The organism is Rothia mucilaginosa (assembly GCF_001548235.1).
GTDB lineage: Bacteria > Actinomycetota > Actinomycetes > Actinomycetales > Micrococcaceae > Rothia > Rothia mucilaginosa_B.
The window spans coordinates 1,874,068-1,900,697 of record NZ_AP014938.1; the positions used below are offsets into that span (position 1 = coordinate 1,874,068).

Below are 26,630 nucleotides of genomic sequence, written 5' to 3' on the forward strand. Positions count from 1 at the left end.
ACATGACTGAAAACAAGAAGGCACAGATTGGTGTCACCGGCCTTGCTGTCATGGGCGCAAACCTCGCCCGCAACCTGGCACGTAACGGCTACACCGTGGCACTGCACAACCGTTCCGTAGAGAAGACCGACGCACTGCTGGCTGAGCACGGTGCAGACGGCGATTTCATCCGTACCGAGTCCCTGCAGGAACTCGTTGACTCCCTCGAGTCTCCCCGCCGCATCCTGATTATGGTCAAGGCGGGCGCACCCGTCGACGCAGTGATCGAGCAACTCACCCCCATGCTCGATGAGGGCGACATCATTATCGACGGCGGTAACTCCCACTTCCCCGACACCATCCGTCGTGAGCGCGCCCTGGCTGAAAAGGGCCTGCACTTCGTAGGCGTTGGCGTCTCCGGCGGTGAAGAGGGCGCTCTCTGGGGCCCCTCCATGATGCCCGGCGGCTCCGCAGAGTCCTACAAGCACCTGGGCCCGCTGCTCGAAAAGATCGCAGCGAAGGCACCTCAGGACGGCGCGCCCTGCTGCGCATGGATCTCCACCGACGGTGCGGGCCACTTCGTGAAGATGGTCCACAACGGCATCGAGTACGCCGACATGCAGGTCATCGGTGAAGCCTACGACATTCTGCGCTCCATCGCAGGCATTGAGCCGGCACAGCAGGCAGAAATCTTCAAGACCTGGAACGAAGGCGACCTGAGCTCCTACCTAATCGAAATCACCGCTGAGGTGCTCGCACAGGTCGATGCAAAGACCGGCAAGCCCCTGGTCGACGTTATTGTTGACGCAGCGGGCCAGAAGGGTACCGGCCTGTGGACCGCTAAGGCCGGCCTGGACCTCGGTTCCCCCGTCTCCGCTATCGCAGAGTCCGTGTTCGCACGCGCCCTCTCCTCCTCCGAGCGTGAGCAGCGCGAGCAGGCACAGCGCGAACTGCCCGCAGGCCTCATCGCAACCACCGGCGTTGGTGCAGGCGACCCCGAGTTCGTTGAGGATGTGCGCCGCGCACTCTTCGCCTCCAAGCTCGTTGCGTACGCACAGGGCATGGACCTGCTCACCCGCGCAGGCAAGGAATACGGCTGGGACCTGAAGCTGGACACCATCGCATCGCTGTGGCGTGCAGGCTGCATCATCCGCGCCGAGCTGCTGGGCGACATCATGGCTGCCTACGCTGATGAGGCTCCCGCGAACATGCTTCTGGCACCCGCTTTCAAGAACCTCATGGAGGAGCTCGTTCCTTCCTGGCGTCGCGTGGTGGCTAAGGCAACCGCACTGGGCATCCCCGTGCCGGTGTTCGCTTCCGCACTGTCCTACTACGACGGTCTGCGCCGCGACCGCCTGCCCGCATCCCTGATTCAGGGTCAGCGTGACTTCTTCGGTGCACACACCTACGGTCGTATTGACGAAGAGGGTGCCTTCCACACCATGTGGAGCGGTGACCGTTCCGAGGTGAACGCGGCGGACATTCACGTTCACTAAGCTCCCGTAGCTGAATACATAAAGCCCGCCTTCGGCTGGATGAGAATCCGGTCGAAGGCGGGCTTTCGTTATGTCTTATATGGGGCGCCCCGAGGTGTATTCAGGGGTATAGCAGGGGAGAAGGCCTGCAGAGCCTCGCCAGGAGCCTCCAGGCGCGCCTCTACCGCATCAAAACGCTCACAAGCGCTAAATCCACATGGCGGGGTCAATGTACTCCACAGCGTCCACCAGGGGCTTCTTCTTCTCCGGGGTGCGCGGGCGGTGCTTCGCCGGAATGCCGGTAATAATCGAATCGGCGGGGTGATCGTTGACCACCACGGCGTTCGCGCCAATAGCGCTATCGGAACCAATCTCCACCGGACCCAGCACCTTAGCACCGGCACCAATGGTCACGCGGTCACCGATGGTGGGGTGACGCTTCACCTTCTCCAGGGAGCGACCGCCCAGGGTCACGCCGTGGTACAGCATCACGTCGTCACCGACCTCAGCGGTTTCACCAATGACAATGCCCATGCCGTGATCGATGAAGAAACGGCGGCCAATGGTCGCGCCGGGGTGAATCTCCACACCGGTCAGAAAACGAGCAAACTGCGAGAGAGTACGAGCCAGAGCCTTCGTCTCATCCTTCTGCCAGAGCTTATGGGTCAGACGGTGAACCCAAATGGCGTGCATACCCGAATAGTTCAGCGCAATCTCGACAGCGCCGCGCGCAGCAGGGTCGTGCTGGCGGACGTTCTCAATATCTTCACGCAGACGCGCAATAAAACTCATGGGTTCCCTTTCCCTCATCGGTCGTTCTCTGCATATGCGACCTTTCCAAAGGTACCAACAATGATGCCCATTCGCCTATTCCCGGCCGGCTACATGTCATAGTAGACACGCTTACCAAAAACTCAGTCATACAAACGCGCGGAACGTAATATTTCTGCCGGTCAAAAGACGCAAAAGCCCCGCCTGCCGTGTATGCAATCGGCAGACGGGGCGTAGTACTATATGCCCTTCCCGATAACGGGGGTACAGAAGTTCAACTAGCCGCGGATATCCTCGTACAGGGCGGTAGAGATGTAACGCTCACCGAAGTCGGGAACAATAGCCACGATCAGCTTGTCCTTGTTCTCAGACTTCTTAGCCTCCTCCAGAGCAGCCCAGACAGCCGCACCGGAAGAAATACCGCCCAGAATACCTTCCTGGGTAGCCAGCAGGCGGGAGGTGCGCATAGCGTCCTCAGCGCTGACCGGAGTCACCGAATCGTAGACGCCACGGTCCAGGGTTTCCGGAACGAAGTTAGCGCCCAGGCCCTGAATCTTGTGGGGACCAACGCGACCCTCGGAAAGCAGCGGGGAGTCCTTAGGCTCAACCGCAACAACCTTCACGTCCGGGTTCTGCTCCTTCAGATACTTACCCGAACCGGAAATGGTGCCGCCGGTGCCAATACCCGCCACGAAAATGTCGACCTTACCGTCGGTTGCTTCCCAAATCTCAGGGCCGGTGGTGTTGTAATGAATGGCGGGGTTTGCCTCGTTGGTGAACTGGGACGCCAGAATAGCGTTCTCGGTGGTCGCAACGATTTCCTTAGCCTTCTCCACAGCGCCGCGCATACCCTCGGTACCCGGGGTCAGCACAATCTGAGCACCATAAGCGCGCAGCAGCACGCGACGCTCAGCAGACATGGTCTCCGGCATGGTCAGGATGACGCGGTAACCGCGAGCAGCACCCACCATAGCCAGCGCAATACCGGTGTTACCGGAAGTACCCTCAACAATGGTGCCGCCGGGCTTCAGCGCACCCGACTTCTCAGCAGCGTCAATGATGGCGCGACCGATACGGTCCTTAACCGAACCTGCGGGGTTGTAGAACTCAAGCTTGACCGCTACGTTACCGGGAAGGCCCTCGTCCAGTCGGTTCAGCTTAACCAGGGGGGTCTGGCCGGTTGCTTCAACAATGCTGTTGAGAATCTTTGCCATGGGGTGCTCCTTACATGAGCTTGGGGGAGGCCAGCCGTGACGGGGTCTCCGCAATGAATAATCGGTTACGTGGCAACTCTACTACTCGCCGGCGGCAGGTTTAAACCTGCGGTCACAGTTCGTAATAATGCCAGAGAAAAACTTCAAGAAACGAGGTTCAGGAAGAGGATACAGAAAAGCGCCGCACAAACCCTTTCTCGATAAAGGATGATGAATGTGCGGCGCTCTCTAGAAACATTATGTAGCCCAAAAGACAACCTCTGTATATAAGAGTAGTGGTGAACTCTGTTCACCGCAAGCTGGAGCCACAAATTTTATTGCCATCAATAGAAAAAACAGTGAAAAACTGCATCCTGAGATGGCATAACGCTAAAAGCGGGGGAGCGAACCAGCCCAGAGGACTAGTTGATGTCCATGTGCAGGTCCCACTTGTTGTTCAAGTAGCGGCCAACAGCCTCACCGAACATCTTCACGTGACGCTTATCAGCAGCCACGGTCTGCTCCTTACCGTCCTTGAACAGCTTCTCACCCAGATCCACGTTCAAAGTCACGGTCCAGTTGTACGCACCCTGCGCCAGAACCGGCTGCTTAGTGCCAATGGTCAAGGTAGCGGTCGGGTTCACGTACCAGGTCTTCTTCTCGTCAATACCAGCCTTGGTGGAGTCCGCGTACTTCTTCATCGCCGCCAAGGTCTCCTGGTCGGTGCTGACCTCGTTCATGTAGTGCATATCGCCGGTACGCAGCAGGTACTCGAACGCCGCACCGAAGTACGCCAGAGCCGCCGCGAAGCCAGCCACCGAATTCTGGTGCATAGCCTCCGGAACGATCGGGGAAGGAACATTCTGCGGCGGGTGCTCAGCGTTACCCGGCTGGTACTCGCCGTGCTCCTCCATCTTCTCCAGCTTCGCTACGCCGCTGTAATCCTTATTGTCGTTAGGCAGCGGAGAGTTCGCTGCGGTAGCCGAAGCAGACGCAGAAGCCGAAGGGGAAGTAGACGCCGAAGCCGAAGCGCTCGGCGACGCGGTAGCAGACTCAGAAGCAGCCGCAGAAGCGCTCTCAGAGCCAGAAGCGGAAGCAGACGCCTCAGAAGTAGCCTTAGAGCCACAAGCCGCCAGCAACGCCATGGAGCTGACGCCCAGCACACCCAGCGCCGCGCGGCGGGTCAGGTTCTCGGACATAGTGATACCTTTCAGTCAGTCGGTGATTGCAACCAGTTTAGCCGCAAACCCAACAGGATACAGAGTTGAGCAAGCGAAGCGTGAGAAGCGCCTCACGCACAAAAGCGTTATGGCGAACTATGACGCCTCAGCAGAAGCGGCGGCAGAAGAGGGTGCGGAAGCCGAACCGGATGCCGCCGCGCTCGCGGTGCCACCGGTAGCACCACCCTGCAAGGTCGCGCCGTACGCCACGCTCAGCTCCCACACCTTAGAATCAGCGTGGTAGCGGCCGCGGAAATCGCACTCCTGAACCGTCACCTGAGAAACCGGACCCGCCGCAGTCGCAGAAGCAGTAGCGGAAGCGCTGGGGGACGCCGACTCAGACACCAGCGCATCCTCGGACGGCTCAGTAGGCTCAGCAGACGCCGAAGCGCTCGCGGAGGCGACCACCGGCTGGATCTTGCCCTCAGCCACCGCCTCCGTACCGAAATCCAGAGTGTACTTGCCCTTAAACAGCAGGTTGCCATCACTCATAATCGACGGCTGCGCACTCGACAGCGCATAGGAAGCCGACGGGTTCACATACCAGGAACCCTTCTGCACACCCGCAAGAATAGAAGCCGACAGGGCATCCACCTCAGAGCGAGTCTTCGAGGACAGCTGAATGCCGGTTGAGAATGCATCCGTGCTACCGGTCTTCACCAGATAATCCATAGCCGCCGCAAAATAAGCAATCGCCTCATGGAAACCCGTCACCGTATTGACCGACAGAGCATCAGTCACCTTCGGCTTCGGAGCATTACGCGGCGGATGCTCCACCGTACCCTGCTCATAATTCACCGCGCCCTCATAGTGGGTGTACTCCACCAGACCCGAATAGTTCTGGCCATCATCACTGTACCCATTCGGGTTAGCGCTCGACTTCGCGCCGTTCAGGCTACCGCCCTGAGAACCAGACTGCTGGCTAGAGCCACCCGAACCGCACGCGCTCAACAGCGCCGTAGAACCGGCAACAGCAGAAACGCCCACGCCCAGGCGCAACAGGGAGCGGCGAGAGAAAGAAGACTGAGAAAAAGAAGACATACAAAAACCTTGAATCCGGGAAAGTACGTTACTACCAGAGTAAAACAGATCATGCCCTAACCCGAGTGCGAGTTAGGGCATGATGCCTCATCCATCTGAGGGCTTAAAGGTTGTCACCATTAGAATTGCCGCCATTACCGGAGTTGCCGGAGTTACCGGAATCACCAGCATTACCGCCGTTAGCGGCACCACCGGAACCGCCACCATTCTTAGGCTGAGCCGAAGCCTGCGCCTCATACTCATCCTGAATAGTCAAAGTCCAATCATTATCGTGGCGCACACCGGTAACCACCAGGCCACGCTCAGTGCGGCGAACCTTCTCAGACATCTCCGCAGGAGCGCCATCAACCACAACGGTTGGACCCAAATCAATCACCAGGTCGAAAGTCCACTGCACGCTCTTCTTCACCAGAGTCGGAACAGCAGTGAACGCAGACATCGTCACCTTCGGCGAAACAAACCAGTCACGCGCCTGAGAGCTCTCATTCGACTCATCCATGAACGAAGAGAACGAGGCAATGAACTTCTCGTCAGCCTTCGACTCACGCAGCGGAGCCGCATCACCGGTCAACACCAGGTAGTTAATCGCCGCATACACGAACGCAATCGAATCGTACAGGCCCTGCACCGAGTTCTCCGAAGCGCTCGCCGGGCGCTTGGGCACCGGCACGTTCTGCGCGGGAGCAGAGTCGGTCGCCGGAACGAAAGTGCCCTTCTTCTCATAGTTATCGAAGGTGACCTCGCCGCTAAAGTCAGTGCGCGCAGAAGCCGAGGGAGACATCTGAGGGGTATCCGCATCAGCATTCTCGGTGGTGGACGAAGAACCACCGCAGGCAACCAGCAGGGCGCTCAACGACACGCCTGCAACGCCCGCACCGGCGTAACGCAGAGCAGAACGGCGGCTGATGCCGGTAGCGGAACCATTAGAAAGCCCAGAGGTCAAAGGGAAAAGCGCCACGGAGTACCTTTCGAGTGAGAATCTCAGGTGAGAGACGAGTGAGAGTGCGCCTCGACGAGCGGATATCACACACGGATACCCCTCTAGAGACAGTCCTAAGTATAACGCGCCCCCGCCTTCACACCCGTGCGTACCACCGCTCAAATGAGCGTGATATGCCGCCCATCAGCGAACTTACCGCAACCAGCGGCAACAGCGCACCGAGGGGCGCAGGGCATAGCGAAGGAGAGGACGCGTTCATCGTCTATAGGGATTGTCTATAGGGGAGGGGCTACTGGGCACCCCCGGCAGGAGTAGCATCTCCACCGGCGGCACCGGGATCAGGAGCACCGGGATCAGGAGCGCCGGGAGCTACGCTCGGCTGAGCCGTCGCAGCGGCAGGCTGAGTCGCCACAGGCTGCGCGGTAGCTGCAGGCGCCTGGGTAGCGGCAGGCTGAGGAGCCTGTGCGCCACCATTCTGGGAGCCAGTGTACTGTCGTGCGCCGCCGTTTTGGGTACCACCATTTTGGGCGCCACCGTTCTGTGCCGCACCATTATTTGCAGTACCCTGCGCGGCACCGTTACCCGAAGTATTCGCGCCGGTGTTCGCGCCGCCATTAGCCGCCACGGTGCTGTCATCAGTCACCGTCGGAGTGTAAGTCGACGAAGGATGCGCGCGCGGAGTCTGCGTCGGCTTCGGAGTCAACGCGGGATCATACTGCTGAGGCGAAATCACGACCCAGCGCTTCGCCTCCTCATCGTACTCAGCGTACAGAGCCTTAATCTCCGGGGCCTCAGTGTCCTCCAGCGGCTTGGTGGTGTTCGTCGCCTTCTCAACCTGCAGGCCGTGCGCCTGCGTTACGGTGCACGCCCACGAATACTTAGTACCGCGGGTCGTCGGCTGCTTATCGGTCAGGCGGAACGTCCACTCGCCACCCACTAGCCAGTTCGTGCCAGTCGCATAGAACGCACGCAACTTCTCCAACGCCGCACGGTCGGTAGAGTTCTGCGCCTGAACCACCTGCAAAGCCGGACCGGGATCACCGGTCATGCGGGCGTAATTCACCGCCGCCGCAAAATACGCGAAAGTGGCGCGCAGGCTACGGGCGTTCTTCTCGTACATGCTCTCATCCTCAACGGGGATGGGTACGGCGCTCGCCTTAGAATCCACGCTTGCCGGGCCGGCGGTCGGCTCAATCGTGTAGACCTGACCGGTCTCCGGGTCGGTGCTACTCATCGGGGCTGCGCCATGACCGGGAACGTACTTGGTCCACTTCAGCTCGCCCGACAGGTTATCGTAGGCACCCGCAATCGAAGCGGAAGCAGTGGGGGAGGCGGTCGCCTCCTCAGTCTTTTTGGAACCGCAAGCGGCAAGCATCGCACCCAGGGCGGCAGTGCCCGTGAGCGCAATAAAGTGGCGGCGGCTGTGAATCATAGTGATCCCCTTGAATGTGCTGTGATGCGGAAGTATCGGTGATAAGTGAAGAGCTCACACCCTAATCCTCAGCCTAACATCACGCCCCTCACAGGAGGGCGCGAAGCAGTCACCCGCGGGGCGGGTAGACACGCATTGAGGCGAAAATGGGCGGACCTCATCTAGCCCTAGCCTATAGATTTCGCGCGTGGCACACAAATAAAAGCCCTCATCCGTGCCTCATATCACCCAATATGACGGGATCTTTGAGGCACGGATGCAAAGAAGCTTTAGGCTGAACCTCGAATATAACGAGCCGCCTTAGAAGAGGTACTCGCATTCGGGGTCGGCTGCGCGCTCGGAGTATTCGTGGACGGTTCAGGGTTAGCCGCAGGGGTGGCGGTAGCACTCGGGGAAGACTTCGGATCCTCCAGCATCTGCCAGCCCTCTGCGCCAAAGTAGACGTAAGCGTCCGCCTTCTGATTACTGCCGTAGATACCGGTGAGCTGCTCACGCTGACGGGTCTCATGGTTGAACAGGAACGCGTTCTCATCCACCTTCAGGGTTGCCTTCCAGCAGTAGACGTCCTGCTCGGTGGCGGGCACCGGCTGCGGGGAGCTCAGGTTAATGCACATGGGGTGGTTGTTCTTAGAGACCAGCCAGCCGATGTTGTAGCGGTAGATATCGCGGTACATCTGCGCCATGTTGCTGAAGTGCTCCTGGCCGGGCAGATTCATGAAGGGGTCGGTGTCGCCGGTGAGGAGCATATAGTTCTGCGCCGCACCCCAGTACTGCAGGAAAGCGTGCAGGCCCTCAACGGTGCGCTCTTTAGCTTCCGGGGGCATGGTGGGGCGGGGGACATTAATGGCTCGGTGGCTCAGGGTGCCGTTCGAAAAATCGCCGGAACGCTCAAAGAACTGATCCGGCAGAATAGCCGGTCCGCGACCATCCAGAGCCGACGCAGGCAGAGGCTCGGCCTGCGTAATACTGCGCGTGGTGGTTGCAGCTTTGGTCTGGGTGCTCTGAGGCGCCGGTGCGGCGTCAGCCGGAGAAGATTCGGAGAGCGGTTGAGGGCGAGAAACGACGGGGCTGCAGGCGCTTGCGAGTGCACTCAATGCTGCTCCGGAAGAAAGAGCAAGAAGATGGCGACGTGACAGCGAACCGAACATACGCAACCTTTCGCAAGAGTAAAGACGGGCAGGCAATAACGGGTAGCTCGGATGCAGTGAACCCCAACGGCAATAAATTTTGCATGCAGTTGCGTGAGGGGTCGGTGAGCGTTCCCGATGTGTGGCATACCGCGGTGAGTACGGATGCAATAGAAAGGGCAGGCCAGAAGCCTCCTGAAGGAATCGGTGTGGTTATGACCTGCCTGGTTGTCGTGCTCAACGATTCTAAGCGTACTTTTAGGTTCGAAAAGACCATATCTACCCCTGAGCGTAAAAAGTTATCAAATCTTAATATTTGCCCGTTTTATGCGGGTTATAAAACGTACCAATGTGTTTGGGATAACCGCATTAAAATCTGATGTTTCCCCTAGAAACTTAGGGATTTTTCAATCTTTTCTTGAGTGAATCAAACTCATATTGGAGTTATCGCACCACAACTCAAAGGTACTAAAACAACCCCTCAGAGTTGTTCGAACAACCCTCAAAAATACCCCAGTGCGAGCCCCCAAACTCCCCGCAGTCGCAACGTGCCCACCACAACGCCCACACATGGCATGAAGCGGCTTCACCCTATGGGACAATAGCGCTGTGACTACCACCGACTATGCGCAGCTCAAAGCAGCTCGCGAACTGCTCACTCGAATCCCCCTCCCGCTCGACGTAGAACCCGGCGAAACCCCCGGCACCCCCTACACCGTCACCCACGACGGCACCGCCTCCGCGCGCACCCTGCTCGCCGCCATGGCACGCCAACTCGACGACTACATCCTGCCGCGCAGCGCCAGCGTCGACAACCCCCTCACCATCGTGGTCGGAGGCTCCACCGGCGCCGGCAAATCCACCCTCGTCAACACCCTGCTCGGTGAACCGCTCACCCAGTCCGGCGCGATTCGACCCACCACCCGCCACCCCGTACTACTGCACCGTGCAGAAGATGAGGCGGCACTGTCACCCGAACGCTTCCTACCCACCCTGCCGCGCACCCGCACCTCCGGCATGAACGCCGGATCGCAGGCACTACCCGGCCTCGACCCGAAGATTGCGCGCGCCCTCATCCCTATTACTACCTCGGCGCTACCGCAGGGCATTGCGCTCATTGACGCACCCGATATCGACTCCGTCTCCGAGGAAAACCGCACCCTCGCCAAGGAGCTACTCTCCGCCGCCGACCTGTGGCTCTTCGTCACCACCGCCAACCGCTACGCCGATGCCGTGCCCTGGGAACTGCTCCACGAAGCAGCTGCACGCTCCATCGCCATCGCCGTGGTGCTCAACCGCGTACCCGAAGGCGACGAAGAGGCCATCGAAAACGACCTGCGACGCATGCTCGACGAGGCCGGAATCCACGCCATACTGATTCACACCGTCACCGAACAGCCGCGCGACGAAAACGGCATGCTCGCACCCGTCAGCCTCGCCCCGCTGACCCTGTGGATCCGCGAACTCGGCGCCGACGCACCTGCCCGCGCCGCCATCGCCCGGCAGACCCTCGCCGGTGCCGTCGAAACCCTCGCCGGTAACCTGCAGGTGCTCGCCGCAGAACAGGCACGCCAGCAGGCGGCGCACCAGTCGCTCGCCAGCATCGCCGCCGAAGAGTACGAGGAGGCGCTGACCACCATCGACGGCGCCCTCTCCGACGGCTCCTTGCTGCGCGGCGAAGTGCTCTCGCGCTGGCACGACTTCGTGGGAACCGGCGACTTCTTCCGCTCCCTCGACAGCACCATCGGTCGCCTGCGCGACCGCGTCGGCTCCGCACTGCGCGGTCAGCCCGCTGCCGCCCAGAAGGTAGAAGACGCCCTCGAAAGCGGCATCCACGCCGTCGTGCTGGATGCAGCCGCCCGCGCCTCCGAAAACACCCGCACCCGCTGGCGTGCCAGCCGCGCCGGACGCTCCCTGCTGGCGCGCCTTGATGCGCCGCAGGCTGTCCCTGCCGCGCCGCAGGCTGTCTCAGCTGCGGTCGAACAGATTACAGACGGCGAAGCGAAGGGCGAGGTGCAGTCCGCCGAGGATATCTTCTCCGCAGCTGTTGCTGAGCAGATTCGCCTCTGGCAGGGTTCCGTGCTCGAAATGATCCGAGAAGAAGGCGCCGACAAGCGCAAACGCGCCCGCTTCCTCTCCCTGGGCGTGAACGCCGCCGCCGTGATGCTCATGGTCGCCGCGTTCAGCCTCACCGGCGGCATTACCGGTATTGAGGCGGGTATTGCGGGCGGTAGCGGCGTGGTCGGCACCAAGCTGCTCGAGTCCATCTTCGGTGAGGATGCGGTGCGCCGCATGGCAACCCGCGCCCGCACCGACCTGCTCGAGCGCATGGCGAATCTGCTCACCGAGCACGCTCAGCCCTTCACCGCCGTACTGGAAGAAACCGACCCGCAGGCTGACGCCGAGGACATTCACCGCGCCGCCGAGCAGGTGCAGAAAATCGCCGCAGAAATGAGTGCTCAGAGCCAGGCTGCCCAGGCAAAGAGCGCACAGACACAGGGCGCACAGACCCCCTGGTCGGCTACGGCATAGTTAAGGGCAGCGCGCTCAACCGCCTGTCAGCAGATAACCCACACCGCGCACCACAGACGAAGAAAACGCACTATGACTACCCCCGAGAACAAACCTGAGAACAAAGCCGCTGAGCGCCATACCGAACGAGGCGCCGCCCCGGGCACCACCCCCGCCGTGGCGACCTCGCCCTTCGCGCGCTCCGTCGCATCCCTGAAGGAAGCCATCAGCTACGGTGAAGGACGAGTCCCCGAAACCGTCCTGCTCGACGCCGCCGAAACCCTCGAACGCCTTAGCCAGCGCCGCGAACTCTCCACCGAACACACCGTCATCGGTTTCTTCGGCGCGACCGGCAGCGGCAAATCCACCCTCTTCAACGCCATCGCCGGGCAGAATATTGCCCTCTCCGCACCCACGCGCCCGACCACCTCCACCGTGCAGGCGGCAATCTGGGAGGCAGAAGGCAGCGAAGAGCTACTCGACTGGCTCGGCATTGACAAGCGCGTCTACCCGCAAACTCAGGCGCTCACCGCCGAAGGAGAAGCAACCGAGGGTAACGGGGCTGGCGGGGGAGTAGCGGCACCCAACGCCGTCACCGAACCCGCACCTGGACTCTTCAACCGCATCCGCCGAGCCGTCGGCGGACGCGGCGAAATGCGCACCCGCACCGGCGGACTCATCCTGCTGGACATGCCCGACTTCGACTCGGTCACCACCACCAACCGCGACCTCGCCGCCCGCATGATGCGCTACGTGGACGTGCTCGTCTGGGTCGTCGACCCCCAAAAATACGCCGACGCCGTCATCCACCGCGACTTCATGGTGCCGCTTGCCGCCTCCGGTGCGCAGGCGCTCTGCGTGCTCAACCAAGCGGACAAGCTCGCACCCGCCGAAGTACCCGCCGTGCTCGCCTCCCTCACCCGCCTGCTCCAGGCTGAGGGTACTGATGCGCACCTGCTCGCCGCACCCATCGCCGTTTCCGCCCGAACCGGTGAGGGTATCGAGGTGCTCCGAGACCTGCTCGCCCAGGTAGCCGCCGCCAAGAGCCTGTCCTTGCAACGAACCGACGCGCAGTTGCACGCCACCGCCTCCCAGCTGCGCACCTACGCCGGGGGAGAGGGCACAGTGCTCGCCGGAGCCTACGCCCTCGAGGCGGAACGGAAGCTCGTGCAGGCATGCTACACCTCCAGCCATGCCGAGCAGGTTTTGCAGGCGGCAACCGCCTCCTACCGCCGCGCGGCGGGTCAGCACACCGGCTGGATTCTCACCCGCTGGATGAGCCGACTGAAGGCCGACCCCCTGCGCCGCCTGCACCTGGGACAGCAGGACGAGAAGAAGAGCGAATCCAAGGCTGAGAAGTTCGAGGGAATGCTCGGCCCCGATAGCGAGAATGCACCCGAGCTGGTGGCATCCTCACTACCTCCGCTGAGCGCCGCACAGAAGGCGGGCATGGCAAACGCCGTGCGCCAGTACAGCAAGCAGATGGCGAACCGCATCGACGAACCCTGGAAGCGCAGCATGAAGGAAGCCGCCCTCTCCCGCGAGGCAGAGCTACCCGACCTGCTCGAACGCGATATGGTGCGCATCGACTACGGTCTGGGCCGCACCCGCGCCCCCTGGGTCATCTTCAACGCCCTACAGTGGATTGCGCTACTCAGCGCCCTGGTGGGTGTCGCCTGGCTGACCCTGATCTCCGGCATGGCGTACCTGCAGATTCAGCTACCGCCCGCCCCGACCCCCGAAGGCTCCCCGGTACCCCTGCCGACCCTGCTTCTGCTGCTGGGCGTATTGCTTGGTATCGCCTCGGCGGGCGTGGGCAGGCTACTCACCGCGATGGGCTCACGCTACTACGCACGCAAACTGCGGGGCCGTCTGCAGACCGGCGTGGAGAAGGCAGTACAGACCTGCGTGGTCGCACCGATACAGCAGGAGGCAAAGCGCCTGAACGCATACCGCAAGGCGCTGGACATCTAGCCGAACCGTCCGGCAGACTCAAAGCGCGCACAGAAGAATCCCTCCCCACCTCAATCGAGGCGGGGAGGGATTCTTCCATTAAATCTATACGCTACTGAAGCTTAGTCTTCGTCAGAAGCCTCAGCGCACGGCGCCTGCTGAGACGCCGCAAGCTCACGCAGACCGTCCGTAATCGCCTGAGCAGCCTTAACGACCAGCTCGGGGTAGTTGCGGTTCGGCTGGCGGGTCATGCGGTCAATCGGGCCCGAAATGGACACAGCCGCAATGACCTTGCCGCCGGGGGCACGCACCGGAGCAGAAACCGAGGCGGTACCGCGCTCGCGCTCACCCACGGACTGCGCCCAGCCGATGCGGCGCACAGCCGCGAGCATGGCGGCGCTGAAGTGCGCATCGCGCAGACCTTCAACAATGCGATTTTGGTCTTCCCACGCGAGCAGAACCTGGGCGGCGGAACCAGCCTGCATGGACAGCTGGGTACCGACCGGAATAGATTCGTGCATGCCGGAGGGGCGCGGAGCGGTCGCAACGCACACGCGCCAGTCGCCCTGGCGGCGGTACAGCTGGGTGGACTCGTCAGCTTCGAGGCTGAGCTTCTGCAGAATCGGGTCTGCCACGGTGATGAGCTCGTCAGCAATGGTTGCGGATGCGAGTTCGGTCAGACGGGGGCCGAGCATGAAGCGTCCCTGCACGTCGCGGGCTACGAGGCGGTGGTGTGCCAGTGCCACGGCGAGGCGGTGCGCGGTGGGGCGCGCCAGACCGGTTGCCTTGACGAGGTCGCCCAGGGATACGGGTCCTGCCTCGAGGCAATCAAGGATGAGGGTCGCCTTGTCGAGCACGCCAACGCCGGAGGAGCCGTGGGAGTGTACCTCTACCATCTGCTCGTCGGCGGCCATGTGTTCGGGCGGCTTGACGGGGTCGACAATCGGTGCGTTGTGGTGTGTGGATGCGTTGGGGTGACGCATTCCGTGTGCGTTAAAACGTGAGGCGGAAGGAGTCATTCTTATATTCTATCTCAGAATATGAAAGATACCCCGGACTTCATGGACTCTTTTGGGTGCAGAGCTGAAGATGGAATCACCCCCTACGGGATAAATTATGAACTTTTCATAATAAGTGTTTATGTGGGTTTATGGGTGAAAATATGCGAAAAGTCGCAGAAAAATGCGGGTAATCCCGCAAAAATACCCTGGAGTCATAGAATAAACCCACACAAAAACACTCGCTGGTTCGGGGTGTTTCTAGGCCGTCTCACAGGCTAAGAATCCGTGAAAAAATGTGCGACACGCCGCAGGGAAATACCGGTTTGAGGGTCCCATCGGGTACATAATCCGCCTCTCAATCCCCAAAACCAGCGGCACGCACCACCCCGAACGCATCCACCGTAGGAACGCATCAAGCAGGAGAAAGCATGACTAGCGAACAGAACGCAACCACCGCGGGCACCCGTCCGCGCACCCTGGCAGAAAAAGTCTGGGACGCACACGTCGTCGTCCCCGGTGAAAACGGCAAGCCCGACCTGCTCTACATCGACCTGCAGCTACTGCACGAAGTGACCTCGCCCCAGGCATTCGAAGGTCTGCGCATCGAGAACCGCCCCCTGCGCCGCCTCGACCTGACCATCGCCACCGAGGACCACAACACCCCCACCGACAACATCTTCGGCACCATCGCCGACCTGACCAGCCGCACCCAGATCGAGACCCTGCGCCGCAACGCCAAGGAATTCGGCGTGCGCATCCACTCCCTCGGCGACGAGGAACAGGGCATCGTGCACGTGGTCGGCCCGCAGCTCGGTCTGACCATGCCCGGCATGACCATCGTCTGCGGCGACTCCCACACCTCCACCCACGGTGCGTTCGGCGCTCTCGCGTTCGGTATTGGCACCTCCGAGGTGGAGCACGTCATGGCAACCCAGACCCTGCCCCTGGCACGCTTCAAGACCATGGCAATCAACGTTGAAGGCACCCTCAAGCCCGGCGTGACCGCCAAGGACATCATCCTCGCCGTCATCGCGCAGATTGGCACCGGCGGCGGTCAGGGCTACGTGCTTGAATACCGCGGCTCCGCAATCCGCTCCCTCTCCATGGAGGGCCGCATGACCATGTGCAACATGTCCATTGAGGCGGGCGCACGCGCCGGCATGGTCGCCCCCGACGAGACCACCTTCGAGTACATCAAGGGTCGCCAGCACGCACCCAAGGGCGAAGAATGGGACAAGGCGGTCGAGTACTGGAAGAGCCTGCCCACCGACGAAGGCGCCGTCTTCGACAAGGAAATCTTCATCAACGCCGACGAGCTCGAACCCTTCGTCACCTGGGGTACCAACCCCGGTCAGGGTATTCCGCTGAGTCACGCCGTTCCCTCCCCGGACGACTTCGAGGACGAGAACGACAAGGTCGCAGCAGAACGCGCCCTCGAATACATGGGCCTGGAGGCGGGCACCCCCATGAAGGAAATCCCCGTGGACGTCGTCTTCCTGGGTTCCTGCACCAACTCCCGCATCGAGGATCTGCGCGCCGCCGCAGACATTGTGCGTGGCCGCACCATCGCTGAGAACGTACGCATGATGGTCGTGCCCGGCTCCCAGAAGGTCCGCGCACAGGCAGAAGCAGAAGGCCTGGACAAGGTCTTCAAGGAATTCGGTGCCGACTGGCGCTTCGCCGGCTGCTCCATGTGCCTGGGCATGAACCCCGACCAGCTGGTACCCGGTGAGCGTTGCGCCTCCACCTCGAACCGTAACTTTGAGGGCCGCCAGGGCAAGGGTGGCCGCACCCACCTTGTCTCCCCGGTGGTTGCCGCCGCAACCGCTGTGCGCGGTACCCTGTCCGCCCCGTCCGACGTCGTGGCCTAGCACGCCGCTATAGCTAAGGAGCCATTATGGAACCCATTATTAAGCACACCGGCATTGGCGTGCCGCTGCGTTCTTCGAATGTTGACACCGACCAGATCATTCCCGCCGTCTACCTCAAGCGAGTGACCAAGACCGGCTTCGACGATGCCCTCTTCGCTAACTGGCGTAAGGACCCCGAGTTCGTCCTGAACCAGGAGCCCTACAAGCACGGCAGCGTGCTGGTGGCGGGTCCGGACTTCGGTACCGGTTCTTCCCGTGAGCACGCCGTGTGGGCGCTGCGCGACTACGGTTTCAAGGTCGTTATTTCTGCTCGTTTTGCCGATATTTTCCGCGGCAACTCCGGTAAGCAGGGCCTGGTCACCGCACAGGTTGCACAGGACGATATTGAGCTGATTTGGAATGCGCTGGAGCACGAGCCCGGCACCGAAATCACCGTTGACCTGGAATCCAAGACCGTAACCGTGGGCGCGCTGGTCGTTCCCTTCGAAATTGACGACTACGTGCGCTGGCGCCTCATGGAGGGCCTGGACGACATTGGTCTGACCCTGCAGAACCTCGAGGCTATTGAGGCGTACGAGGCGAAGCGCCCCTCCTGGATGCCCCGCACCCAGGAACTCTAAATAGGGGAGCTCTCAGCCGAGCGCTCTAAAACCTAGAGGTATAAAGCTCGAAGGCGGCGACTAAATCAGTCGCCGCCTTCGAGCTTTTCTGCATCCGAACCTTTACGTACCAAAACCTCGGCACACATATAAAAGCGCCTCCCCGGAGCATCAGCTTCCGGGGAGGCGCATTTATTCAATACCTAGAGCTTAGGCGCCCTCAGTGATGGGGGTGTTCAGGGTTGCGTTCTCGGTGCAGCTGTACAGCGCCGCCGAACCGGGGGAGCGCACGTCCGCGGTCGGGTTGGCGTTCTGCGCGGTGGCAAGAGCGAAGTCAGAAACCACCTCGTGGTTAATGTAGCTGCCGCCTGCACCGCCGCCGCTGCTCAGAGAGCTGAGCGAGTAGATGTTTCCTTCGCTCTCGAACTGCACCTGACGGCCGAAAACGCTCTCGTAGTACGCGCCGACGGTCCAGATGTTCAGGCCTGCGCCGCCGCCGCCGTAGCCGGCGCCTCCGCCGGATGCTACGGAAGTGAGGGAGAGCTTGCCGTAGGTGTGGGAGAGCAACGCGCCGGAGCCGCCCTTACCGCGGTAGGAGCCGGTAGCGTCCGCACCGCCGGTGCCCTTCTCCTTCTCACTCACGGAGTCGCCCTCGTAGCGGTAGTAGCGCGGGAAATCGTAGGAATCGAACCAGGGCTCGGACATGGGCAGGAGCTTCAGCTCGTTGTTCTCGTCGAGGACGCCGATCAATGCCTCACCGAGGGTACCCGCGACGCCGGAGCGACCAGCGGTACCGCCGGTGACCATGAGGCGCATGTCGAGGGTCTTGTCGTCCTCGTCGAGGGGCATGAATTCCTGGTAGGGGCTTGCCATGAGCATGCCGCCCTGACCGGTGTTGTCGGTGCCCAGGTCGCCGCCTGCGCTGCCGCCTGCGGTGGTGGATGCGTCGCGGCTGTCCAGTGCCACGCGCAGTGCCGGGTTCAGCTGATCCTTGGGCTGGGTATCGAAGAAGCTCTGGTGGGTGGTGAGGGTTCCCAGCTGTGCGCCGCCGCCACCTGCACCCGCAACGGCTACGACGGTGACTGCGCCGTCGCGGACGAGCTCGACCGCGGAGGAACCGCCGCCGGATGCACCGTACACGTAGCCGCTGTTAGTACCCACTACCTGCGCTGTGCCGGTTGCGGTGCTGGAGCCGGTGGAGTCGCCGCCCGCTGCGTAGCCTTCGCCGCCGAGTGCGGGCTTCGCGCCGGACGCCGAGCCGACGCCGCCGTTACCCGCCCAGACGCGCAGGATATCGCCGGGCTTGACCGCCAGAACGCCGCTGAGCTGCGCGCCGGCACCGCCGCCAGCTAGGGATGCGTTCGTGACGTCGGTCAGGTAGCTGGGGGTGAAGGAAGATGCGGCACCGCCGGCACCTCCCACGAGGTCGAATCGTACTCGTCCAACGCCTTCAGGGACGAGCCATTCGGTGTATGCACCAGCCTTGTCGTCGAAGCCGGTTGCGGTCGGCTTGAGGGTCAGGGCGGGGGAACAGGTGGGCTCGCCGCTTGCCGCCCATGCAGGGACGGTTGTGCTGGCGATGATAACGGGGGCGCTCCATGCCGCACCCTGTACGAGGCGGCGGCGTGAAATGCGTGATGCAGTGTTGTGATGTGTCATATTGGGTCCTCCGGTTGTTTCGCGGATGCAGCCGCGAAATAACCTGTGGTTGGTTGCGATGTGCCCTGGTTTTTAGTTGACTTTCGAATATTTACGGTGATGTTGAGGTGAATTTTTGAAGTTGAAGTGAGTCAGGAAGCCGAACCGTTGTGGTTGGGCGCCATCGCAGGGTTTATGCAGTGAATACACGCCCGTTCCCTGCCGTGAGGCTCCGTACTGCATGGAGCAACGGCAATGCCGGCGCAGATGCCGCAGCTGAGAGCCGATTGGCTCCTCGGTGAGAGTGGAGGCGCCGTTCAGCGGGTAAGAGTGTGCACGTTATTGTAGGGGGGAGGTTACTCTCAAGTTCAAATTCGTGCGTCAAAAAGACGAAACTGGCGTCAAATTTCGGTGAAGAACCAGAAAATGTTTGCATTGTTGTGAATATTTGTGTATCTTTTTGTTTTTTCCGGCACTGAATCTGGAGGGGTCAGAGCGGTTTATCACACACACAACGGAGCAAAATCCCAGTCACGAGTTCCAAAGGCTCTTCAGTGTTTGGAGCACCTTTACGCAGGGCTTAGAATAATGATGAATATATGCGCCCGTTTCACCCTGCTACCGGCAGAGGGCACGGCACGTATGAGCGTATGAGAACGCGGCGTATCGGCACACTGTTAAAGTTCGGCCTAAACCAGCCGACTCCACAAAGGATTTTTAATGACTGAGAACATCAGCAAGCTTCGCATTGAAGGTGGCACTCCGCTCGTTGGTGAGGTCCACGTTCGAGGCGCCAAGAACCTGGTGCCCAAGGCGATGGTCGCAGCACTGCACGGTTCGACCCCCTCGACCCTGCGTAACGTCCCCGACCTGAGCGATGTCGAAATCGTTACCACCCTCGTGGAGCTGCACGGCGCAAAGGTCGACTACGACCGCGAAGCTGGTGTTCTGACCCTCAACCCCGCACAGGATGCAACCACCGCTGCAAAGAACGCAGAGGAGATTCAGCTCTTCGGCGGTAACTCCCGCATCCCGATTCTGATGGTGGGCCCGCTGCTGCACACCCTCGGTACCGCACGCATCCCCAACCTGGGTGGTTGCAAGATCGGTGACCGCCCCATCGACTACCATATGTCTGCACTGCGCAAGTTCGGCGCGGTCGTTGAGAAGGACGATGAAACCGGCACCACCCTGATCGTTCCCGAAGAGGGCCTGAAGGGTGCAGAGATTGTGCTGAACTACCCCTCCGTGGGCGCTACCGAGCAGGTTCTGCTCACCGGTGTGCGCGCTAAGGGTAAGACCGTCCTGCGCAACGCAGCGATTGAGCCCGAAATTATTGACCTGATTGCTGTTCTGCAGAAGATGGGTGCCATCATCTTCATTAACGAGGACCGCACCATCGTCATTGAGGGCGTGGACGAGCTGACCGGCTACGATCACGCGTCCCTGCCCGACCGCAACGAGTCCGCTTCCTGGGCTTCTGCGGCTCTGGCTACCGGCGGCGATATTTTCGTGCGCGGCGCAGCTCAGAAGGATATGACTGCGTTCCTGAACCAGTTCCGCAAGATGGGCGGCCTGTACGAGGTGACCGCCGAGGGTATCCGCTTCACCCACCCGGCTCAGCGCACCCCCGGTGCCCAGCTGAAGCCCATCGTCTTTGAGACCAATGTGCACCCCGGCTTCATGACCGACTGGCAGCAGCCCCTCGTTGTGGCGCTGACCCAGGCTAAGGGCGCGTCCATTGTGCACGAGACCGTGTACGAGGAGCGTTTCGGCTTCACCAACGCCCTGAAGCAGATGGGTGCAGATATTGTCGTCATGCGTGACTGCGTGGGCGGTGCACCCTGCCGTTTCGAGGGTAAGGGCTACGGCCACTCCGCTATTATTTCTGGCCCCACCCCGCTGACCGGTGCCGACATTGAGGTTCCGGACCTGCGCGGCGGCTTCTCCCACATCATTGCTGCTCTGGCGGCTAAGGGCACCTCTCACGTGAGCGGTGTTGAGCTGATTGCTCGCGGCTACGAGAACTTTGAGGAGAAGCTCAAGGGCCTGGGTGCCAACTTTGAGGTGCTGGCACGCAAGGCGTCGAAGGCTCCCAAGCCCGATGCGGCAATCGTCGTTGTTGAGCCCGAGGAAGTTGAGGTTCAGGACTAGTGAGCGGACAGCAGGGAAAGCAGGCTCTGCCTGAGATTGAGCCCACCGCCTCCGGTGATGCTCTGTACAAGGTGCTCGGTAACGCTGCGCGCGGGCTGTACAAGCTCATCGCACGCGTTGAGATTACCGGCCGTGAGAACCTGCCCAAGAGCGGCGGGTACATTATCGTGGCTAACCACACCACCGAGCTTGACCCGGTGACCGTGGCTTTCCCTGCTTTCGTTGAGGGCGCCCTGCCGCGCTTCTTGGCGAAGGATTCGCTGTTCCGCGCTCCCGTGCTCGGCTACATTATGCGCAAGCTCGCGCATATTCCTGTGGTTCGCGGTTCGGTGGATGCGCGTAAGTCCCTGATTACCGCCCGCAAGATTGTTGAGGCTGGCGGTGCCGTCGTGATTTTCCCGGAGGGCACCACCACCCACGATCCGCAGTTGTGGCCCATGCAGGCGCGTACCGGCGCGGCTCGTTTGGCGCTTGCGACCGGTGCGCCCGTCTTCCCGGTGGCGCACTGGGGTGATGAGCAGATTCTCGGTTACGTGGATGAGCCCGGCGAGGACGGCCGCATCAAGGAGAAGCGTAAGATTTCGCTGTTCCCGCGCAAGACCGTCCGCGTGAAGGTTGGTAAGGCACTGGACATCGCCTCCCTCGTTGAGGACGCCAGCCCCGAGGCTAAGCACACCCGCACCGAACTGGGCGTGGTCACCGACGCGATGCTGGACGCTATTACCGCCGAGCTGGAGAAAATCCGCGGCGAGAAAGCTCCTGAGGGTCGTTGGAACCCGCGCACGAAGCGTCGTGAAGCTCCCGGCACCCCCTCCGGTCCGGTCGGTGGCGCGCTCGGCGAACCGGACGAAAAGTAGTATTCCCGCTGGGAACCATTGAGAGCCCCGATAGGTACCCGACCGGGCACCTATCAGGGGGTTCACCCAAGGACCTCATCCAAGGACCTCACAAGGAAGATGGTGTTTTCGTGACCTTCTTTGGACGCACCCCCGCAGCAAGCCCTGAATTTACCCCTCCGGCAACCGTACAGTCTATTGCGGTGCTCGGCGCCGGTAGCTGGGGCACCGCTTTCGCTAAGATCGCGGCGGATGCTGCCCGCGAGCGCGGCGATAACACCCGCGTGACCCTCATCGGTCGTGATGAGCAGGTGATGGCTGAGTGCGAACGCACCCGCGAGAATGCCCGCTATTTTCCGGGAATGAAGCTGCCGGATAACATGCACTTCACGGCGGATGCCCCCGCGGCGCTGACCGGCGCCGATATTGTGGTTCTTGCCTTGCCCGCGCAGGTTCTGCGTTCGCAGTTGCAGAGCTTCGCCCGCTATATTGAGTCGAACGCCATGCTGGTGTCTTTGGCGAAGGGCCTGGAGACCGGTACGGGTCTGCGCATGTCGCAGGTCATTACCGAGGAGCTGGAAGAATCCATGGCTCTGCGCGGTGCTGATCTGCGCGCGATTGGCCATATTCCGCACCGCGTATGCGTGCTCTCGGGCCCGAACCTGGCGAAGGAAATCATGGGGGAGGAGCCTACCGCCTCCGTGGTTGCGGCTCGTACCCTGCCGGTGGCTGAGTCTGTTGCTCACGCGATTGCGTGCGCGTACTTCCGCCCGTACACCAACACGGATGTGGTGGGTACCGAAATTGGTGGCCTGGTGAAGAATGTGATTGCCCTTTGCGTGGGTATTTGCGAGGGCCGCAATTACGGCGATAACTCGAAGGCGTCCATTATGACGCGCGGTCTGGCGGAGATTACCCGCCTGGCGGTGGCGTTGGGCGGCGAGGCTGCGACGATGAGCGGTCTTGCCGGTATGGGTGACTTGATTGCGACCTGCTCTTCACCGCTGTCTCGTAACCACACGGCGGGCCGCCTGCTGGCTCAGGGTGTTACCCCTGACCGCCTGCACGAGCATATGAGCCAGACCGCTGAGTCGATTAAGTCGGCGCCGGTGGTGGCTGAGTTGGCTCGTCGTCACGGCGTGGAGATGCCCATTGTTGAGGCTGTGGTGGCTGTGCTTTCGGGCCGTATTGGCATTGAGGAGTTGGCGCCTCAGTTGTTGGGTCGCCGCCTCAAGCATGAGAGCCACTAGGTTTTGAAGCTTTCTGGTGTGCGGGCACCCCTTGATTCGGGTTGTGTGCCAGGACATACTAGAAGAAGATTGAATGTAAACATCCAAGGACGGATACCGTTGCGGAAAACCGGTGCGTGAGAAACGCATCAGTGACCGCGACGGTATTCGTGCGTTAGGATTATTGACGCATTGCCGTTCCACCTTCCGGACCTAAGGGTAGGGGAACATTGACTAGGAGAAATATATGACCGAGAAGAAGACCGTCGCCCTGCTGTGCGGTGGCCGCTCCTCCGAGCACCCGATTTCGCTCATTACTGCTGCCGGCGTTCTGGGCGCTATTGACCGCACCGCCTACGACGTCATCACTATCGGTATTACCCGTGACGGCCGCTGGTACCTGACCGATGAGCAGCAGCTTGCCGAGCTGACTGCTGGCACACGCGGTACCGCAGAGTTCCCCGAGGGTACCCAGCAGGTGTTCCTGCCGATGGGCGCCGGCGATTCCCGCCTGACCCTGGTGGATGCTGAGGGTAACGTTACCCGCACCGCGCCGGTGGACGTTGTGTTCCCGCTGCTGCACGGCCCCTTCGGCGAGGACGGCACCGTGCAGGGTCTGCTGGAAATGGCTGACCTGCACTACGTGGGTTGCGGCGTGACCGCATCCGCTGTGGGGATGGATAAGCACTTCATGAAGGTTGCTTTCGAGTCCGCTGGCCTGGAGGTCGGCCCCTACGAGGTCATCACCAACCGCCAGTGGGAGCACGAGGACCGCGAGCAGATTCTGGAGCGTGTGCTGAAGCTGGGCTTCCCCATGTTTGTGAAGCCGACCCGCGCGGGTTCTTCCTTCGGTATTACCAAGGTGGATTCTGTGGAGGAGCTTGTGCCCGCGATTGAAGAGGCACGCCGCCACGACCCGAAGATCATTATTGAGGCCGGTATTGTGGGCCGCGAAATTGAGTGCGCTGTGCTCGACGGCCACCACGGCGAGATGCCCCGCGCGTCCTACCCCGGCGAGATTGAGGTTGTGGACGAGGACCACGGCTTCTACGACTTTGAAGCGAAGTACGTTTCTGAGTCGTCCGCTGTGACCGTGTGCCCGGCAAACCTGCCGCAGGATGTGCAGGACCGTCTGCGCGAGCTGGCTGTGAAGGCGTTCCTGGCGTTGGATGGCGAGGGTCTGTCGCGTGCGGACTTCTTCTACACCGAGGATGGCCGCCTGGTCATTAACGAGGTGAATACCATGCCCGGCTTCACCCCGATTTCGATGTACAAGACCATGTGGGAGAACACCGGTATTTCCTACACTGATCTGATTAGCGAGCTGCTGACCCTGGCGATGGAACGCCCCCTGGGTCTGCGATAGTTTTGCGCTAGTTTTAGAGAGTGCTTAAGTTTTGAGCGGGCTAAGTTCTTGAGCTGACGCTCAGCGTATGAATATTTAACGGTGGGGGAGTACCCCTGCTGTAAGGCGCCTCGGTGCGGATTCTTGAGAGTCTGTACCGGGGTGCTTTTTTGCGCGGCTGGTAAGTTGATCGCTGGGGAAAACGGGGAATTGGTACGTATTTTCCGCAGATATGCTGATGAGAATCGCTCTAGATTCACTCATGAGAAAAATCACTTGCACCTGCCTTAGAGCTACTTGAATGGGGGAGTGCAAGTTTTAAAGCGGTGTTGATAAGGTGAAACGTAATTCTGCTCGTAAGTGCATGAAATGATGCTTCTGAGTGATGAAAAGGTGTTGTTGATAGTCTTTGCACATCTTGAAGCTCAAAGATTGGTATGAAAGCGCTAAAATGAGTAATGAAGAAAAAGCCGATTCGGTAGAATAGACGAAGGCATATCCAATCTGCCCTAGCGATTGGGTATCTATTCACTCACAACGTATCAGAAAGTCAAGGACAACCTTTGGGAAAACGAAACCGTAAGGTGGTCTCTGCGAGTCTGGCGACAGCACTGGTTGCTTCCGGAAGCCCATACGTAGCCTCATTTGCTCAAGATGTGCAGGAGGCAGCGTCACAGCTTCCGCCGAACCCTGTCGGCACCGCAGGCCAAACCCTGGACCCCGCCGCGACCGCGGCATCTTCCTCTCAGACGGCAGTACCTACGCTTGCAACCGTGAGCGCATGGCCCACCGCTCAGGGAGACAATAAGACTGACAATGCGCAGGCAGAGCCCACCGCTCAGCCTAGCGCTTCTTCGAGTGCTCAGCCCACCGCCAGTGCTGAACCTTCTGCGAGTGCTACTCCCACTCCGGACGCGACGCCTACTCCGGATGTTACTGCGCAGCCCACTGCTGAGCCTTCCGCTTCTGCGAGTGCTACCGCTACGGCGAGTCCTAGCGTAGAGCCTTCGAAGGAAGCAACTGCTGAGCCTAGCGCTACGCCGACTGTAGCTCCCAGTGCAAGTGCTGAACCGAGTGTTGCTCCTACCGCAACCCCGACTGCTGAGCCTACCGCTGAGCCGACCGTTGCACCTACTGCGGAGCCCACCGCGGAACCCAGCAAGGACGCGACCCCTCAGCCCACTCAGGACCCGACTCCCGAGCCTACGGTAGAGCCGACTCAGGAACCTACCCCTGAACCGACCCCGGAGCCTACTCCTGAACCGACCCCGGAGCCCACGCCTGATCCGACGGTAGAGCCGACTCCGGAACCGGAACCTACTCCTGAACCGACCCCGGAGCCCACTCCTGAGCCGAATCCTGAGCCCACCCCGGAACCGGAGCCTACTCCGGAACCCACTCCTGAGCCGACTAAGGACGTAACCCCGGAACCGAATCCGGAACCCACTCCCGAGCCGACCAAGGACGTAACTCCCGAGCCGACTCAGGAACCGAGCAAGGAACCGAGCGAAGCACCCTCCGAGGAGCCGACTCAGGCTCCGGTAGTGCCCGCGCCGACTCAGGAACCCTCCAAGGAACCCACTAAGGATGCAGAAATCCCCGTGATTCCGGTAGTTCCCGTAGCTCCGGTAGAGGACACCAAGGACAGCTCAGACGCCAAGACCCTTACCCCGATTGAGACTGAGCCTGTTGCCCCGATTCCTCCGGCGAACAACCCGGTGACCGTCCCTGGAAACCGTCAGGAAACCTCGGGGGAAGATGTCGTCATCTCCATCGAGCTTCCGCGACCGGGCAAATCCTCCGAATCCTCAAGCTCCTCATCGGGATCTTCAAGCTCTTCACCGAGCACCAAGGCACCGAATGACAGGCTTGATGACAACGAGGACGATCCGTTGCGTTCTGGCGGCACCACCCTCGGACGAATCGCAGCCAATAACGGCTCGAATGACTCCATCCCGGGCGCGGCAGACTGGGTTGCTGGATACCTCTCGCGCAATAAGACCGAAGAGGACCACTCCCAGGAGGTAAGCCCCTCGAGCTCCTTAAGCTCGGTATCGGCTTCGAAGTCGCCCAGCTCCTCCACCTCGGCTAGCGCCAGCCGCTCCGCAAAGAGTGTGACAAAGGCTGATGGTGCGAACGCCGCTCAGGAACAGGCCGTGAAGAATGCGGATGCGGACGATTCCGGACTTTCCGGCATTGCACCGCTGATTCTCTTCTCGCTCATCGGTCTGGTGCTGATTGCTCTGGCGATCCGCTACTTCAGCCGCGGAGCATAAGGCGAACATAACGCGTAAGAATACGCGATAATAGAGGAT

19 protein-coding genes are annotated in these 26,630 nt (G+C 60.9%); 10 read left to right on the top strand and 9 right to left on the bottom strand.

The annotated features are described in order from the left end of the window. The first annotated feature begins 2 nt into the window (after positions 1 to 2). Positions 3 to 1,475, top strand: a complete 1,473-nt coding sequence (gene gndA, locus RM6536_RS07350; RefSeq protein WP_060824621.1) for an NADP-dependent phosphogluconate dehydrogenase — start codon at positions 3 to 5, stop codon at positions 1,473 to 1,475. A gap of 186 nt (positions 1,476 to 1,661) precedes the next feature. Here the strand turns inward: gndA and epsC are convergent, their stop codons facing one another. The 7 genes from epsC to RM6536_RS07385 all read right to left on the bottom strand — a co-directional run bounded on the left by epsC (position 1,662) and on the right by RM6536_RS07385 (position 9,145). Beyond that, positions 1,662 to 2,246 (bottom strand): serine O-acetyltransferase EpsC, encoded by a 585-nt coding sequence (gene epsC, locus RM6536_RS07355; RefSeq protein ID WP_060824622.1) that lies wholly within the window; start codon positions 2,244 to 2,246, stop codon positions 1,662 to 1,664. Positions 2,247 to 2,503: 257 nt separating this feature from the next. Beyond that, positions 2,504 to 3,439: a cysteine synthase A gene (cysK, locus tag RM6536_RS07360; RefSeq protein WP_060824623.1), complete on the bottom strand. Its 936-nt coding sequence runs from the start codon at positions 3,437 to 3,439 to the stop codon at positions 2,504 to 2,506. 401 nt (positions 3,440 to 3,840) lie between these two features. Then, a complete protein-coding gene (locus tag RM6536_RS07365) occupies positions 3,841 to 4,617 on the bottom strand; it encodes a DUF6318 family protein (protein WP_060824624.1) in 777 nt (258 codons plus the stop codon). Between the two features lie 117 nt (positions 4,618 to 4,734). Continuing rightward, on the bottom strand, positions 4,735 to 5,679 hold the full coding sequence (locus tag RM6536_RS07370) for a DUF6318 family protein (protein WP_060824625.1): 945 nt from the start codon (positions 5,677 to 5,679) through the stop codon (positions 4,735 to 4,737). A gap of 103 nt (positions 5,680 to 5,782) precedes the next feature. Next, positions 5,783 to 6,637 (bottom strand): DUF6318 family protein, encoded by an 855-nt coding sequence (locus tag RM6536_RS07375; protein ID WP_060824626.1) that lies wholly within the window; start codon positions 6,635 to 6,637, stop codon positions 5,783 to 5,785. Positions 6,638 to 6,908: 271 nt separating this feature from the next. Continuing rightward, positions 6,909 to 8,051, bottom strand: a complete 1,143-nt coding sequence (locus RM6536_RS07380; RefSeq protein WP_060824627.1) for a DUF6318 family protein — start codon at positions 8,049 to 8,051, stop codon at positions 6,909 to 6,911. A 269-nt stretch (positions 8,052 to 8,320) separates the two neighbouring features. Then, positions 8,321 to 9,145 carry a DUF6318 family protein gene (locus RM6536_RS07385; protein ID WP_231917953.1) on the bottom strand — a complete coding sequence of 275 codons (825 nt, stop codon included), beginning with the start codon at positions 9,143 to 9,145 and terminating at the stop codon, positions 8,321 to 8,323. 642 nt (positions 9,146 to 9,787) lie between these two features. On the opposite strand from RM6536_RS07385, the gene RM6536_RS07390 reads away from it, so the two are divergent. Further along, complete coding sequence (locus RM6536_RS07390; protein WP_060824629.1) at positions 9,788 to 11,710, top strand: dynamin family protein; 1,923 nt, start codon at positions 9,788 to 9,790, stop codon at positions 11,708 to 11,710. Between the two features lie 72 nt (positions 11,711 to 11,782). Next, a complete protein-coding gene (locus RM6536_RS07395; RefSeq protein WP_060824630.1) occupies positions 11,783 to 13,663 on the top strand; it encodes a GTPase in 1,881 nt (626 codons plus the stop codon). Positions 13,664 to 13,764: 101 nt separating this feature from the next. On the opposite strand, the gene RM6536_RS07400 is transcribed toward RM6536_RS07395, so the two are convergent. Further along, entirely contained in the window at positions 13,765 to 14,661 is an 897-nt protein-coding gene (locus RM6536_RS07400; protein WP_419865834.1) for an IclR family transcriptional regulator, read from the bottom strand. 410 nt (positions 14,662 to 15,071) lie between these two features. On the opposite strand from RM6536_RS07400, the gene leuC reads away from it, so the two are divergent. Together leuC and leuD are read left to right on the top strand one after the other, a co-directional pair. Then, on the top strand, positions 15,072 to 16,514 hold the full coding sequence (leuC, locus tag RM6536_RS07405; protein WP_060824632.1) for a 3-isopropylmalate dehydratase large subunit: 1,443 nt from the start codon (positions 15,072 to 15,074) through the stop codon (positions 16,512 to 16,514). 26 nt (positions 16,515 to 16,540) lie between these two features. Next, complete coding sequence (leuD, locus tag RM6536_RS07410; RefSeq protein WP_060824633.1) at positions 16,541 to 17,134, top strand: 3-isopropylmalate dehydratase small subunit; 594 nt, start codon at positions 16,541 to 16,543, stop codon at positions 17,132 to 17,134. Between the two features lie 189 nt (positions 17,135 to 17,323). On the opposite strand, the gene RM6536_RS07415 is transcribed toward leuD, so the two are convergent. Then, on the bottom strand, positions 17,324 to 18,772 hold the full coding sequence (locus RM6536_RS07415) for a hypothetical protein (RefSeq protein ID WP_060824634.1): 1,449 nt from the start codon (positions 18,770 to 18,772) through the stop codon (positions 17,324 to 17,326). 699 nt (positions 18,773 to 19,471) lie between these two features. Between RM6536_RS07415 and murA the strand changes: the two genes are divergently transcribed. The 5 genes from murA to RM6536_RS07440 all read left to right on the top strand — a co-directional run bounded on the left by murA (position 19,472) and on the right by RM6536_RS07440 (position 26,591). After that, positions 19,472 to 20,905: a UDP-N-acetylglucosamine 1-carboxyvinyltransferase gene (gene murA, locus RM6536_RS07420; protein ID WP_060824635.1), complete on the top strand. Its 1,434-nt coding sequence runs from the start codon at positions 19,472 to 19,474 to the stop codon at positions 20,903 to 20,905. Continuing rightward, entirely contained in the window at positions 20,905 to 21,762 is an 858-nt protein-coding gene (locus tag RM6536_RS07425; RefSeq protein ID WP_060824636.1) for a lysophospholipid acyltransferase family protein, read from the top strand. The genes murA and RM6536_RS07425 overlap by 1 nt, the downstream gene beginning before the upstream one ends. 110 nt (positions 21,763 to 21,872) lie before the next feature. Continuing rightward, positions 21,873 to 22,991, top strand: a complete 1,119-nt coding sequence (locus RM6536_RS07430) for an NAD(P)H-dependent glycerol-3-phosphate dehydrogenase (protein ID WP_060824637.1) — start codon at positions 21,873 to 21,875, stop codon at positions 22,989 to 22,991. 226 nt (positions 22,992 to 23,217) lie between these two features. Next, positions 23,218 to 24,336, top strand: coding sequence for a D-alanine--D-alanine ligase family protein (locus RM6536_RS07435; RefSeq protein WP_060824638.1), 1,119 nt, complete (start codon positions 23,218 to 23,220; stop codon positions 24,334 to 24,336). Positions 24,337 to 24,971: 635 nt separating this feature from the next. Next, entirely contained in the window at positions 24,972 to 26,591 is a 1,620-nt protein-coding gene (locus RM6536_RS07440; protein WP_269453484.1) for a hypothetical protein, read from the top strand. Positions 26,592 to 26,630: the final 39 nt, after the last annotated feature.